At 59.3% G+C, this 15111-nt stretch carries 10 protein-coding genes; all 10 read left to right on the top strand.

Translation table 11 applies throughout. The annotated features are described in order from the left end of the window. The first annotated feature begins 14 nt into the window (after nt 1–14). Nucleotides 15–4157: a DNA-directed RNA polymerase subunit beta gene (gene rpoB / locus B5T_RS18805; RefSeq protein ID WP_014996119.1), complete on the top strand. Its 4143-nt coding sequence runs from the start codon at nt 15–17 to the stop codon at nt 4155–4157. Between the two features lie 100 nt (nt 4158–4257). Beyond that, nucleotides 4258–8460: a DNA-directed RNA polymerase subunit beta' gene (rpoC, locus tag B5T_RS18800; RefSeq protein WP_014996118.1), complete on the top strand. Its 4203-nt coding sequence runs from the start codon at nt 4258–4260 to the stop codon at nt 8458–8460. A 162-nt stretch (nt 8461–8622) separates the two neighbouring features. Beyond that, nucleotides 8623–8997: a 30S ribosomal protein S12 gene (rpsL, locus tag B5T_RS18795; RefSeq protein WP_014996117.1), complete on the top strand. Its 375-nt coding sequence runs from the start codon at nt 8623–8625 to the stop codon at nt 8995–8997. Nucleotides 8998–9113: 116 nt separating this feature from the next. Continuing rightward, complete coding sequence (gene rpsG / locus B5T_RS18790) at nt 9114–9584, top strand: 30S ribosomal protein S7 (RefSeq protein WP_014996116.1); 471 nt, start codon at nt 9114–9116, stop codon at nt 9582–9584. Between the two features lie 78 nt (nt 9585–9662). Then, nucleotides 9663–11762, top strand: a complete 2100-nt coding sequence (fusA, locus tag B5T_RS18785; protein WP_014996115.1) for an elongation factor G — start codon at nt 9663–9665, stop codon at nt 11760–11762. A gap of 31 nt (nt 11763–11793) precedes the next feature. After that, nucleotides 11794–12987 carry an elongation factor Tu gene (tuf, locus tag B5T_RS18780; RefSeq protein ID WP_041717128.1) on the top strand — a complete coding sequence of 398 codons (1194 nt, stop codon included), beginning with the start codon at nt 11794–11796 and terminating at the stop codon, nt 12985–12987. Between the two features lie 204 nt (nt 12988–13191). After that, nucleotides 13192–13503 carry a 30S ribosomal protein S10 gene (gene rpsJ, locus B5T_RS18775; RefSeq protein ID WP_014996113.1) on the top strand — a complete coding sequence of 104 codons (312 nt, stop codon included), beginning with the start codon at nt 13192–13194 and terminating at the stop codon, nt 13501–13503. A gap of 57 nt (nt 13504–13560) precedes the next feature. Then, entirely contained in the window at nt 13561–14196 is a 636-nt protein-coding gene (gene rplC / locus B5T_RS18770) for a 50S ribosomal protein L3 (protein WP_041717127.1), read from the top strand. A 14-nt stretch (nt 14197–14210) separates the two neighbouring features. After that, nucleotides 14211–14813 (top strand): 50S ribosomal protein L4, encoded by a 603-nt coding sequence (gene rplD / locus B5T_RS18765; RefSeq protein ID WP_014996111.1) that lies wholly within the window; start codon nt 14211–14213, stop codon nt 14811–14813. Then, nucleotides 14810–15106, top strand: coding sequence for a 50S ribosomal protein L23 (gene rplW / locus B5T_RS18760; RefSeq protein WP_014996110.1), 297 nt, complete (start codon nt 14810–14812; stop codon nt 15104–15106). Before rplD ends, rplW begins: the two co-directional genes overlap by 4 nt. Nucleotides 15107–15111 lie beyond the last annotated feature (5 nt).

The following is a 15111-nucleotide window of genomic DNA, read 5'->3' as shown; positions in this document are numbered from 1 at the left end:
GCCGAGGAACGCAGATGGCATACTCATTCACTGAGAAAAAGCGGATCCGCAAAGATTTCGGCAAGCTTCCCAAGGTCATGGAGGTCCCGTACCTGCTGGCCATACAGCTCGATTCTTACCGCAAATTCCTACAGCAGGATAAAGGCGCCGAGGCGCGCTTGGAAGAAGGCTTGGAAGCTGCCTTCCGGTCCGTTTTCCCGATTTCCAGTTACTCGGGCAACGCGGCCTTGGAGTATGCCGGCTATGAGTTCGGCAAGCCGGTCTTTGATGTCAAAGAGTGCATCATTCGTGGCACAACCTACGCCGCGCCGCTGCGCGTGCGCATCCGGTTGGTGATCTACGACAAAGAGTCCAATGGCGCGATCAAGGACATCCGTGAGCAGCAGGTCTACATGGGCGAGATCCCACTGATGACCGAAAACGGTACCTTCGTGATCAATGGTACCGAGCGGGTCATCGTGTCCCAGCTGCACCGCTCTCCGGGTGTGTTCTTTGACCACGACAAGGGTAAAACCCACTCTTCCGGCAAGCTGCTGTATTCCGCCCGGGTGATTCCCTACCGTGGTTCCTGGCTGGACTTCGAATTCGATCCGAAGGATCTGGTCTACGTACGTATCGATCGCCGCCGCAAGCTGCCGGCGACGATTCTGCTGCGTGCGCTGGGCTACACCTCCGATGAAGTTCTGGAGATGTTCTTCGACACCAACGAGATTCTGAGCGAAGGCGATGTCTATCGCATGCGTCTCGTGCCGGAGCGTCTCCGTGGCGAAACCGCCACCTTCGACATCTTTGCCGGTGACGAAGTGGTGGTGGAGCGTGGCCGCCGGGTAACCGCGCGCCACATTCGCCAACTGGAAAAAGCCAATATCGAATACCTGGAGATTCCGGCGGAATACCTCCAGGGCCGTTATCTGGCCAAATCCATCATTGATGAGGACACCGGCGAAATTCTGGTCGAGTGTAATACCGAGCTGACCGCCGATGTCCTGGAAAAACTGAGCAAGGCGGGTATTACCCGTTTTGAAACTCTGTACACCAATGATCTGGACCATGGTCCGTTCATTGCCGATACCCTGCGCGCCGATCCCACCCGCAGCCCGCTTGAGGCGCTGGTGGAAATCTATCGGATGATGCGCCCGGGTGAGCCGCCGACCAAGGAAGCGGCGGAAAATCTGTTCAAGAACCTGTTCTTCACCGACGAGCGTTACGATCTCTCCGGCGTGGGCCGGATGAAGTTCAATCGTCGTCTCGGTCGGGAAGTCGAAACCGGTCCGGGCATCCTCTACGACGGCCGCTACTTCAGCGCCCGTACCGATGAGGAAGGCAAGCAATACCACGAACAGCTCGGCGGCGAAGTGTCCGATGTCGTCGACGTGCTCAAGACGCTGGTGGATATCCGCAACGGTAATGGCGTGGTGGACGATATCGACCACCTCGGCAACCGCCGTGTGCGCTCCGTGGGTGAGATGGCGGAAAACCAGTTCCGCGTGGGCCTGGTACGTGTTGAACGGGCGGTGAAAGAGCGTCTGAGCCTGGCGGAATCCGAAGGGCTGATGCCGCAGGACCTGATCAACGCCAAGCCGGTGGCTGCCGCGGTGAAGGAGTTCTTCGGCTCCTCCCAGCTGTCGCAGTTCATGGATCAGAACAACCCGCTCTCCGAGGTCACCCACAAACGGCGGGTGTCCGCGTTGGGCCCGGGCGGTCTGACCCGTGAGCGTGCCGGCTTTGAGGTGCGCGACGTGCACCCGACCCACTATGGTCGCGTGTGTCCGATCGAGACCCCTGAAGGTCCGAACATCGGTCTGATCAACTCCCTGGCGAGCTACGCGCGCACCAATGAGTACGGTTTCCTGGAATCCCCGTACCGTAAAGTGATCGACGGCAAGGTGAGCGACGAGATCGAGTACTTGTCCGCCATCGAGGAAGCCGAGTGCGTGATCGCTCAGGTGGATGCCAAGATGAACGACGACGGCGGCTTCGTGGAAGACTTCGTCACCGTGCGTCACCGCTACGAATTCACCGTCATGGAGCGCGACACCATTACCCATATGGATGTCTCGCCGCGCCAGGTGGTGTCCGTGGCCGCGTCCCTGATTCCGTTCCTGGAGCACGATGACGCCAACCGGGCGCTGATGGGTTCCAACATGCAACGCCAGGCGGTACCGACACTGCGTGCCGACAAGCCGCTGGTGGGCACCGGCTTCGAGCGTCACGTGGCCAGGGACTCCGGGGTTTGCGTGGTGGCCCAGCGTGGTGGTGTGGTCGACAAGGTGGATGCTTCGCGCATCATCGTCAAAGTCAACGACGATGAAGTGGCCGAGGGTGAAGCCGGCGTGGACATTTACAACCTGACCAAATACACCCGTTCCAACCAGAACACCTGCATCAACCAGCGCCCGCTGGTGAAAGTGGGTGACAAGGTGGCGGCCCGGGACATCATGGCGGACGGTCCGTCCGTGGATATGGGCGAGCTGGCGCTGGGTCAGAACATGCGCGTCGCCTTCATGCCCTGGAACGGTTACAACTTCGAGGATTCCATCCTCATCTCCGAGCGGGTGGTGAAGGAGGATCGCTTTACCTCCATCCACATCCAGGAGCTGACCGCGATTGCCCGGGACACCAAGCTGGGTGCCGAAGAGATCACTGCGGATATTCCCAACGTGGGTGAGGCGGCTTTGGCCAAGCTGGACGAATCCGGCATCGTCTACATCGGCGCGGAAGTGGAAGCCGGCGACATTCTGGTAGGCAAGGTCACGCCGAAAGGCGAGACCCAGCTCACTCCGGAAGAGAAGCTGCTGCGTGCCATCTTCGGTGAGAAAGCGTCCGACGTGAAGGATACCTCTCTGCGGGTTTCCTCCGGCGTCAAGGGCACGGTCATCGACGTGCAGGTGTTTACTCGTGATGGTGTCGAGAAAGACGAGCGCGCCAAGCAGATCGAGCAAGAGGCCCTGGAGAAATTCCGTAAGGACCTGAAAGACGAGTACCGGATCCTCGAGCAGGACATCCTGGATCGTCTGCGTTCCGTGATGACCGGCAAGAAGGTCAACGGAGGGGCCGGCCTCAAGCGTGGCACCCAACTGACCCGCGAGATCCTTGATGAACTGGATGCGGACAAATGGTTTGAACTGCGCCCGGCGGACGAGGACGTGGCCGAACAGCTCGAACGTGCGCACCAGTACCTGGAGCAGCACAAGAAAGAGCAGGACGAGCGCTACAAGGACAAGCAGGCCAAGATCTCCGGCGGTGACGATCTGTCCCACGGTGTTCTGAAAGTGGTCAAGGTTTACCTGGCCATCAAGCGTCGTATCCAGCCCGGTGACAAGATGGCCGGTCGTCACGGTAACAAAGGTGTGATCTCCGTGATCATGCCCGAGGAAGATATGCCGTATGACGACAACGGTGTTCCGGTGGATGTGGTGTTGAACCCGCTGGGTGTGCCGTCGCGGATGAACGTGGGTCAGATTCTTGAAACCCACCTCGGCTGGGCCGCCAAAGGTCTGGGCGAGCGCATCGGCGAGATGCTGGACGAGCAGAAGAAAGTCGCCGAAGTGCGTGACTTCCTCGATCAGATCTACAACCGCACCGGCGCCGGTGGCAGCCGCGAAAGCCTGGACGAGTTCTCCGATGATGAAATCATCGAACTGGCCAGCAACCTGCGTGGTGGTGTGCCGATGGCGACCGCGGTATTCGATGGTGCCAAGGAGTACGAGATCAAGGCGCTGTTGGAGTTGGCCAAGCGGGACCGTTCCGGCCAGATCGAACTGTGGGATGGCCGTACCGGCGAGAAGTTCGACCGTAAGGTGACCGTCGGCTACATGTACATGCTGAAGCTGAACCACTTGGTGGACGACAAGATGCACGCGCGTTCCACCGGTTCCTACAGCCTGGTTACCCAGCAGCCGTTGGGTGGTAAGGCGCAGTTCGGTGGTCAGCGTTTCGGTGAGATGGAAGTGTGGGCACTGGAGGCCTATGGCGCCGCCTACACTCTGCAGGAAATGCTCACCGTGAAATCCGATGATGTGAATGGGCGTACGCGCATCTACAAGAACATCGTCGACGGAGATCACCGGATGGATCCGGGCATGCCGGAATCCTTCAACGTGCTGTTGAAGGAAATCCGCTCCCTCGGTATCAACATCGAGTTGGAAAACGACTGAGGCCGCGGCGCCGCTCTTCCAACAACAGAGCGGCGCCACTGCCTGACCCGGATTTAGTAGGAAAGAATCGCGAGCGAAAGCTCCATACGGAGGACTGGCCTTGAAAGACTTGCTGAATTTGCTCAAAAGTCAGGGACAAGTCACGGAGTTCGACAAGATCCGCATCGGTCTGGCACCGCCGGATCTGATCCGCTCCTGGTCTTTTGGCGAAGTGAAAAAGCCGGAGACCATTAACTACCGGACCTTTAAGCCGGAGCGTGATGGCCTGTTCTGCGCGCGCATTTTTGGTCCGATCAAGGACTACGAATGCCTGTGCGGTAAGTACAAGCGTCTCAAGCACCGTGGTGTGATCTGTGAGAAATGTGGCGTTGAAGTCACGCTCTCCAAGGTTCGCCGTGAGCGCATGGGCCATATCGAACTGGCCAGCCCGGTTGCCCACATCTGGTTCCTGAAGTCGCTGCCGTCCCGCATCGGTCTGATGCTGGACATGACCCTGCGCGACATTGAGCGGGTGCTGTACTTCGAATCCTTTGTCGTGACCGAGCCGGGCATGACCACCCTGGAACGTGGCCAGCTGCTGACCGACGAAGAGTACTTCGATGCGCTGGAACAGTTCGGTGATGAGTTCGAAGCGAAGATGGGCGCGGAGGCGGTGCAACAGCTTCTGCAGGATCTGGATCTGCGCGACGAGATCAACACGCTGCGTGAAGAGATCGACTCCACCAACTCCGACACCAAGCTGAAGAAGCTGTCCAAGCGACTGAAGCTGATGGAAGCGTTCCAGGCTTCCGGTAATGAGCCGGAGTGGATGATCATGACCGTTCTGCCAGTGCTGCCGCCGGATCTGCGTCCGCTGGTGCCGCTGGATGGTGGCCGCTTCGCCACTTCCGATCTGAACGATCTGTATCGCCGGGTGATCAACCGGAACAACCGTCTCAAGCGCCTGCTGGACCTGAACGCCCCGGACATCATCGTGCGTAACGAAAAACGCATGCTGCAGGAGTCCGTGGACGCGCTGCTGGATAACGGCCGCCGCGGCCGTGCCATCACCGGTTCCAACAAGCGCCCACTGAAGTCCCTGGCGGATATGATCAAGGGTAAGCAAGGGCGTTTCCGTCAGAACCTGCTCGGTAAGCGGGTGGACTACTCCGGTCGTTCCGTGATCGTGGTGGGGCCGACCCTGAAGCTGCACGAGTGCGGCCTGCCGAAGAAGATGGCGCTGGAGCTGTTCAAGCCGTTCATCTTCTCCAAACTGGAAGGGCGCGGCCTGGCCACCACCATCAAGGCGGCCAAGAAGATGGTCGAGCGCGAAACCGCCGAGGTCTGGGACATTCTGGCCGAGGTGATCCGCGAGCACCCGGTGATGTTGAACCGGGCGCCGACCCTGCACCGTCTCGGCATTCAGGCGTTCGAGCCGGTACTGATCGAGGGTAAGGCGATTCAGCTGCATCCGCTGGTGTGTGCCGCCTTCAACGCCGACTTTGACGGTGACCAGATGGCGGTGCACGTACCGCTGACCCTGGAAGCGCAGCTCGAAGCCCGGGCACTGATGATGTCCACCAACAACATCCTGTCTCCGGCCAACGGTGAGCCGATCATCGGCCCGACCCAGGACGTGGTGCTGGGTCTGTACTACATCAGCCGTGAGAAGGTGAACGTCAAAGGCGAAGGCCGGGTGTTCGCCGACACCAAGGAAGTGATGCGCGCGCTGGGCACCAAAGAGGTGGATCTGCACGCCCGCATCAAGGTGCGCCTGGAGGATGTGGTCAAGGACCAGGAAGGCAACATCCACCGGGAATGGCGTATCGCGGATACCACTCCGGGCCGCTGTAAAATCTGGGACATCGTGCCGGAAGGCATCGGCTTCGACATGGTCAACCAGAACATGACCAAGAAGGCGATCTCCAAGCTGCTGAACACCTGCTACCGGATCCTGGGTACCAAGGAAACCTGTATCTTCGCTGACCAGATCATGTATCTGGGTTTCCGCGAAGCGACCTTGTCCGGCTCCTCCATCGGTGTGGAGGACATGGTCATTCCGCAGGCCAAGTACGAGCTGATCGGCAAGGCCGAGGAAGAGGTGCGCGAGATCGAGGAGCAATTCGCTTCCGGTCTGGTAACCCGCGGTGAGCGCTACAACAAGGTTGTGGACATCTGGTCCCGTACCAACGACCAGATCGCCAAGGCGATGATGGAGAACCTGAAGACCGAAGTGGTGAAAAACCGCGAAGGCAAGGATGAAGAGCAGGGCTCCTTCAACTCCATCTTCATGATGGCCGATTCCGGGGCGCGGGGTTCCGCCGCCCAGATTCGTCAGCTGGCCGGTATGCGCGGCCTGATGGCCAAGCCGGACGGCTCCATTATCGAAACGCCGATTACCAGTAACTTCCGTGAAGGTCTGAACGTACTGCAGTACTTCATCTCCACTCACGGTGCCCGGAAAGGTCTGGCGGATACCGCACTGAAGACCGCGAACTCCGGTTACCTGACCCGTCGTCTGGTGGACGTGGCCCAGGATCTGGTGATCACCGAGGAAGATTGCGGCACCGAGCAGGGTCTGATCATGACCCCGCTGATTGAAGGTGGCGATGTGGTCGAGCCCCTGCGTGAGCGGGTGCTGGGTCGGGTCGTGGCCCGCGACGTGATGAATCCGCTGAACCAGGACGAAGTGGCCGTGGAAGCCGGCACCCTGCTGGACGAAGTATGGGTGGACAAGCTGGAAACCATGGGTGTGGACGAAGTGAAGGTGCGTTCCTCCATCACCTGTGCCACCCGTTGGGGCGTGTGTTCCTCCTGTTACGGCCGTGATCTGGCCCGTGGCCATCAGGTCAACGTGGGTGAGGCTGTCGGTGTCATCGCGGCCCAGTCCATTGGTGAGCCGGGTACCCAGCTGACCATGCGGACCTTCCACATCGGTGGCGCGGCAAGCCGGGCCTCCGCGGTGTCCAGCATCCAGATCAAGCACGGCGGCAAGGTGCGTTTCCACAACGCCAAGCACGTGACCCACAAAGACGGTCTGGTGATCGTTTCCCGCTCAGCCGAGCTGGCGGTGGCCGATGATCTGGGCCGCGAGCGCGAGCGCTACAAAGTGCCCTACGGTGCTCTGGTTACGGTGAATGAAGGGAATTCCGTGGACGGTGGTCAGGTCGTGGCGACCTGGGACCCGCACACTCACCCGATCATCGCCGAAGCCGCGGGTAAGGTGCTGTTCGGTGATATGGAAGAAGGTATCGCGGTTACTTATCAGACCGATGAGCTGACCGGCCTGACCAACATCGAAGTGATGCCGAGTCAGGACCGTCCGTCCGCGGGCAAGGACCTGCGTCCGGTGGTTCGTGTGGTGGATGGCAAAGGTAAGGCGGTAAGCCTGCCGAATACCGATGCCCCGGCCAACTACTTCCTGCCCGGCGGCGCGTTGTGCGGCCTGAAGAACGGGGCCGATATCTCGGTGGGTGACGTGATCGCGCGGATTCCGCAAGAGTCTTCCAAGACCCGGGATATCACCGGTGGTTTGCCGCGGGTGGCGGATCTGTTCGAGGCCCGTAATCCGAAAGAAGCAGCTATTCTGGCGGAAAAAACCGGTACCGTGTCCTTCGGCAAGGAAACCAAGGGCAAGGTGCGTTTGGTGATTACCCCGGACGATGGTGGCGACACCTACGAGGAGCTGATCCCCAAATGGCGCCAGCTCAACGTGTTCGAAGGTGAGCACGTGGAGAAAGGCGAGGTGGTTTCCGACGGCCCGCTGAACCCGCATGACATTCTGCGTCTCAAGGGTGAGGTGGAGCTGGCCCGCTATATCGTCAACGAAGTGCAGGAGGTATACCGCCTGCAGGGTGTGAAGATCAACGATAAGCATATCGAAACGATCATCCGCCAAATGTTGCGTAAGGTGGAAATCACCGAAGTCGGCGAGTCGGCCTTCATCAAGGGCGAGCAAGTGGAATACGCCCGGGTGATGGAAGAGCTGGATCGCCTGAAAGGTGAAGACAAGATGCGGCCTCAGTTTGATCGGATGCTGCTGGGTATCACCAAGGCTTCCCTGGCCACCGAATCGTTCATCTCCGCGGCCTCCTTCCAGGAGACCACCCGGGTGTTGACCGAAGCGGCGGTAACCGGGAAAGAAGACGATCTCCGCGGTCTCAAGGAGAACGTGGTCGTGGGCCGTCTGATTCCGGCCGGGACTGGCTATGCCTATCACATGGATCGCCGGCGCCAGCGTGCGGATGCGCGCGGTGACGGTCCGACCATGGACGAGGTGGAAGCGGCTCTGTCCGAGGCGCTCAGCTCTTCTGATCAGGAGTAAGGGGGCAGGAATTAAGCGCCCTCCAGGCCCCCTGGCATCTTGACTTGGTGCCGGGGGGTCCCTAGAATCGCTCGCCCCTATTCTGTAGGTAGGAATCGGGTGGCGAAAATCTGACAATCAAGTCAGTTCGTCACAGAACTGTAAGCGTGGAGCAGTAGTTTCATGGCAACTGTAAACCAGCTGGTGCGCAACCCGCGCAAAAGCAAGGTAGAGAAAAGCGACTCGGTCGCCCTGCAGGGCTGCCCGCAGCGTCGCGGCGTTTGCACCCGGGTGTACACCACTACCCCGAAAAAGCCGAACTCCGCGCTGCGTAAAGTGTGCCGGGTGCGCCTGACCAACGGTTATGAAGTGTCTTCCTACATCCCGGGAGAAGGCCATAACCTGCAGGAACACTCCGTGGTGCTGATCCGTGGCGGTCGTGTTAAAGACCTGCCTGGTGTGCGCTACCACACCGTGCGTGGCACTCTGGATACCGCTGGTGTTCAGGATCGCAAGCAGCGCCGTTCCAAATACGGTGCCAAGCGGCCGAAGAAGTAAGTCGTAACCCTATTCATACAGCCGGGCGTTGCTCCCGGTAGGATGAGTAAGGCCGGGCCTGGTCCCGGATAACCTGAAGCATTCCCGCCCCGCGGGTAGTAAGAGGAACACATCCGATGCCAAGAAGACGCGTCGTTGCCAAACGTGAGATCCTGCCGGATCCGAAATTTGGAAGCCAGTTGCTGGCCAAGTTCATGAACCACGTAATGGTGGACGGTAAGAAATCCGTCGCCGAGCGTATCGTCTACGGCGCTCTGGATATCGTGACCGAGCGTAAGAGCGGCGAAGCCCTGGAGCTGTTCGAGAAAGCCCTGGATAACATCCGTCCGGTGGTCGAGGTGAAGAGCCGTCGTGTTGGTGGCGCCACCTATCAGGTGCCGGTGGAAGTTCGTCCCAGTCGTCGTACCGCCCTGGCCATGCGTTGGCTGGTGGACTCCGCGCGTAAGCGGGGTGAGAAGAGCATGGCCCAGCGCCTCGCCGGTGAGGTGATGGACGCCGCTGAAGGTAAAGGCGCGGCGATGAAGAAGCGGGAAGACGTACACCGCATGGCGGAGGCGAACAAAGCCTTCTCCCACTTCCGCTTCTAAGGCAGAGCGTAGACAGAGTAAACCGGCCTGCGATCAGGCCGGTTTTTGTATTGGATCCAGAGACTCGAGGTTAGCAGCGTGGCACGTAAGACTCCTCTCAACCGCTATCGCAACATCGGTATCTGCGCCCACGTGGACGCGGGTAAAACCACCACCACCGAGCGGGTTCTGTTCTACACCGGTGTGTCTCACAAAATCGGTGAAGTGCATGATGGTGCCGCGACCATGGACTGGATGGAGCAGGAGCAAGAGCGGGGTATCACCATCACCTCCGCCGCGACCACCTGTTTCTGGCAGGGCATGGACAAGCAGTACGAACAGCATCGCATCAACATCATCGACACCCCCGGGCACGTGGACTTCACCATTGAGGTGGAGCGTTCCCTGCGGGTGCTTGACGGTGCCGTTGTGGTGTTCTGTGGTACTTCCGGTGTGGAGCCGCAGTCCGAAACAGTGTGGCGTCAGGCCAACAAGTATGAAGTGCCCCGTATCGTGTTCGTTAACAAAATGGACCGTGCTGGCGCCAACTTCGATCGCGTATGCGACCAGATTCGCACCCGTCTTGGGGGCAAGGTCGTGCCGATCCAATACAACATCGGCGCGGAAGACGAGTTCAAGGGCGTGGTCGACCTGATCCGCATGAAGGCGATCTTCTGGAACGAAGACGACATGGGGATGACCTACGACGAGCGCGATATCCCGGAAGATATCGCCGGTCGTTGCGCCGAACTGCGCGAGCAGATGGTGGAATCCGCGGCGGAAGCGTCTGAAGAGCTGATGGAGAAGTACCTGGAAGAGGGTGATCTCAATAATGAAGAGATCAAGACCGGGCTGCGTCAGCAGGTTCTGGCCAACGAGATCGTTCTGGCTCTGTGCGGCTCCGCGTTCAAGAACAAGGGCGTGCAGGCCATGCTCGACGCGGTGGTTGAATTCCTGCCCGCTCCGGATGAGGTGAAGGCGATTCAGGGTACGCTGGAAGATGGCGAGACCGTTGAGTCCCGCAAATCGTCCGACGATGAGCCCTTCTCCGCCCTGGCCTTCAAGATCGCTACCGACCCGTTTGTAGGCTCTCTGACCTTCATCCGTGTTTACTCCGGCGTGGTGAACTCCGGTGACAGCGTGATGAACTCCGTGAAGTTGAAGAAGGAGCGGATCGGTCGCCTGTTGCAGATGCATGCGAACAGCCGTGAAGAGATCAAGGAAGTCCGTGCCGGCGACATCGCCGCTTGCGTGGGGCTGAAGGATGTCACCACCGGTGACACCCTGTGTGATCAGAACAAGGTGATCGTGCTGGAGCGGATGGAATTCCCCGAGCCGGTAATTTCCGTGGCGGTGGAGCCCAAATCCAAGGCCGACCAGGAAAAGATGGGGCTGGCGCTGGGTCGTCTGGCTCAGGAAGACCCCTCTTTCCGCGTGAAGACCGACGAGGAGACCGGCCAGACCATCATCTCCGGTATGGGTGAGCTGCACCTGGACATCATCGTTGACCGCATGAAGCGCGAGTTCAAGGTGGAAGCAAACGTGGGCGCGCCGCAGGTGGCGTACCGTGAAACCTTCACCAAGCCCGCCGACGTTGAAGGCAAGTTCGTCAAGCAGTCCGGTGGTCGTGGCCAGTATGGTCACGTCAAGGTTAAGTTCGAGCCGATCGACCGGGACGAGGAGTTCCAGTTCGAGGAACAAATCCATGGTGGTGTGGTGCCGAAGGAATACTTTGGCGCGATCCAGAAGGGTATCGATGAGCAGCTGCAGTCTGGCGTGCTCGCTGGTTATCCGATCCTGGGTGTGAAGGCCATTCTGTATGATGGCTCCTACCACGAAGTGGATTCCAACGAGAACGCCTTCCGCATGGCGGGTGGCCTGGCGGTGCGTAATGCCGCCAAGGAAGCCGGCGCGGTCCTGCTGGAGCCGATCATGAAAGTGGAAGTGGTCACTCCGGAAGAGTACATGGGTGACGTGATGGGTGACCTGAACCGTCGTCGTGGTACCGTCCAGGGTATGGATGACACCGTCTCCGGCAAAGTGATTCGCGCCGAGGTGCCGCTGTCCGAGATGTTCGGCTACGCCACCGACGTGCGTTCCATGTCCCAGGGGCGTGCCAGCTACTCCATGGAGTTCCTGAAGTACTCCGAGGCTCCGCGCAATATTGCCGAAGACGTGATCAGCGGCAAGAAATCTTAAATTTACGGTGAATTTGTAAAGGTATAGAACCGTGGCAAAGGAAAAGTTTGAACGTAATAAACCGCACGTAAACGTGGGCACGATTGGTCACGTTGACCATGGTAAGACGACGCTGACGGCCGCTTTGACGCGGGTGTGCTTCGAGGTGTGGGGTTCTGGTTCGGCGAGCGCCTTCGATCAGATCGATAACGCCCCGGAAGAGCGTGAGCGTGGTATTACGATCGCGACCTCCCACGTGGAGTACGACTCTCCGACCCGTCACTACGCGCACGTTGACTGCCCGGGTCACGCCGACTACGTGAAGAACATGATCACCGGCGCGGCGCAGATGGACGGCGCGATTCTGGTGGTGTCCGCGGCGGACGGCCCGATGCCGCAAACGCGGGAGCACATTCTGCTGTCTCGCCAGGTGGGCGTGCCGTACATCGTTGTGTTCCTGAACAAAGCGGACATGGTGGACGATGAAGAGCTGCTGGAACTGGTTGAAATGGAAGTGCGTGAGCTGCTGAGCGACTACGACTTCCCGGGCGACGACACCCCGATCATCAAGGGTTCCGCTCTGAAAGCGCTGGAAGGCGACACCAGCGAGATCGGCATGCCGGCGGTACAGAAGCTGGTGGAAACGCTGGACGAGTACATTCCGGAGCCGGAGCGTGCGGTGGACCTGCCGTTCCTGATGCCGATCGAGGATGTGTTCTCCATCTCCGGCCGCGGTACCGTGGTAACCGGTCGTGTGGAGCGTGGCATCATCAAGGTGGGTGAAGAGATCGAGATTGTGGGTATCAAAGATACCACCAAGACCACCTGTACCGGTGTTGAGATGTTCCGCAAGCTGCTGGACGAAGGCCGCGCGGGTGAGAACGTTGGCGTGCTGCTGCGTGGCACCAAGCGTGACGAAGTGGAGCGTGGTCAGGTTCTGGCGAAGCCGGGATCGATCACCCCGCACACCAAGTTCGTTGCCGAGGTGTACGTGCTGGGCAAGGACGAAGGCGGTCGTCACACTCCGTTCTTCAACGGCTACCGTCCGCAGTTCTACTTCCGTACCACCGACGTGACCGGTGCCTGTACGCTGCCGGAAGGCACCGAGATGGTGATGCCGGGCGATAACGTGCAGATGGACGTTGAGCTGATCGCACCGATCGCCATGGAAGACGGTCTGCGCTTCGCGATCCGCGAAGGTGGCCGTACCGTTGGCGCCGGCGTGGTGGCCAAGATCGTAGAGTAAGATAAATTGAGGCCGGGGCTTGCCCCGGTCTTCTTTTGTCTATATACTTTGCGCCCTCTTTCCAGTGTTAATACTGGAAAGGGCACGATCAACCGGGGCATCGTTCCCGGGCTTGTTTTGACACCCACCTCCTTCGGATGAGAAGGATGGGCGGGCTTTTTGCCATCTAAAGTATGGTTCGAAACAGTCTGGAGTTTGTTAGCTATGGCTAGCCAGAGAATCCGAATCCGTCTCAAGGCTTTTGATCATCGCCTGATCGATCAGTCCGCCCAGGAGATCGTGGATACGGCAAAACGCACGGGTGCGCAGGTACAGGGTCCGATCCCTCTGCCCACACGTAAAGAACGGTTTACGGTGCTGGTCTCTCCGCACGTTAACAAAGATGCGCGGGATCAGTACGAGATCCGTACCCACAAGCGGATGGTGGACATCGTGGAGCCCACGGACAAGACCGTGGACGCACTGATGAAGCTGGATCTGGCCGCTGGTGTGGATGTGCAGATCAGCCTGGGATAACTCAGCCTGAGACAACAACGTGCGGCCTGGCCGCAACAGGTTGTGAAGAGGTAGACAATGGCGATTGGTGTAATCGGTCGAAAATGCGGGATGACCCGGGTGTTCACTGAAGAAGGTGTCAGTGTTCCGGTGACCGTGATTGAAGTGTCCCCGAATCGGGTGAGCCAGATTAAGACCGAAGAGACAGATGGCTACGAGGCCGTGCAAGTGACGGTGGGCGAACGCCGCGCAAACCGAGTGACCAAGCCAATGGCGGGCCACTTCGGCAAAGCGGGCGTCGAAGCTGGCCGCACTGTGGGTGAATTTCGCGCTCCGGCGGGCGACCTGCAGGTGGGCGGTGAGCTGACCCTGGAAGTGTTCGAGGCTGGCCAGATCGTGGACGTGACCGGTACCTCTAAAGGTAAAGGTTTCGCCGGTACGGTTAAGCGTTGGAATTTCCGTACTCAGGACGCCACCCACGGTAACTCTCTGTCCCACCGTGCTCCGGGTTCCATTGGTCAGAACCAAACCCCGGGCCGCGTATTCAAGGGCAAGAAAATGGCGGGCCACATGGGTGCCGAGCGTGTGACGGTTCAGAATCTGGAAGTCGTGCGCGTGGACGTGGAAAAGAATCTGTTGCTGGTTAAGGGTGCGGTCCCCGGCGCGGCCGGTGGTGATGTGATCGTGATCCCGGCAGTGAAGGCGAAGGCCTGAAAGAGGAATAGAGGATGAATCTCAATACCGCCTCTGGAGGTACCGTTACTGTGTCTGAAGTCGCCTTCGGCAAAGACTTCAACGAGCCTCTGGTTCATCAGGTTGTGACTGCTTATCTGGCAGGCACCCGTCAGGGTTCCAAAGCGCAGAAAAGCCGCTCCGATGTCAGTGGTGGTGGTCGTAAGCCCTGGCGGCAGAAAGGCACCGGCCGCGCTCGCGCCGGTACCATTCGTAGCCCGCTGTGGCGTGGCGGCGGCAAAACATTTGCCGCGGTGCCCCGTGACCACTCACAGAAAGTAAACCGCAAAATGTACCGTGGCGCGCTGCGCTGCATTTTGTCCGAGCTGGTTCGCCAGGAACGCCTGGTTGTGGTGGACGACTTCTCCGTCGACACCCCGAAAACCAAGCAGGTGGCCGCCAAGCTCAAGGATCTGAACCTGAGCAATGTTCTCATCGTGACTGATGATGTGGATGAGAACCTGTATTTGGCAGCTCGTAACCTGCCGAAGGTCGACATCCGCGATGCCAGCGGTGTGGATCCGGTCAGCCTGATCGCCTTTGACAAGGTGCTGGTGACCGTGCCGGCTCTGAAGAAACTTGAGGAGGCGCTGGCATGAACAAAGAGCGCATTTTAAAAGTGCTGCTTGCACCGCACTTTTCCGAAAAGGCCACCGACGCGACCGAGAGTAGCAATGCCTTCGCTTTCAAAGTGGCAAAAGACGCTACCAAAGCGGAAATCAAAGCTGCCGTGGAAGCTCTGTTCGAGGTCAAGGTGCGCAACGTTCGGACTCTGAACGTGAAAGGCAAGCGCAAGTTCTTCGGTCGTGTCGCCGGTAAGCGTAGCGACTGGAAGAAGGCCTACGTATCCCTTGAACAAGGCCAGGATATTGACTTCCTGGGCGCTGAGTAAGGTAA

The organism is Alloalcanivorax dieselolei B5, assembly GCF_000300005.1.
GTDB classification, from domain to species: domain Bacteria; phylum Pseudomonadota; class Gammaproteobacteria; order Pseudomonadales; family Alcanivoracaceae; genus Alloalcanivorax; species Alloalcanivorax dieselolei.
The sequence above is the reverse complement of the archived record's forward strand: the minus strand, read 5'-3'. Positions and strand labels throughout refer to the sequence as shown.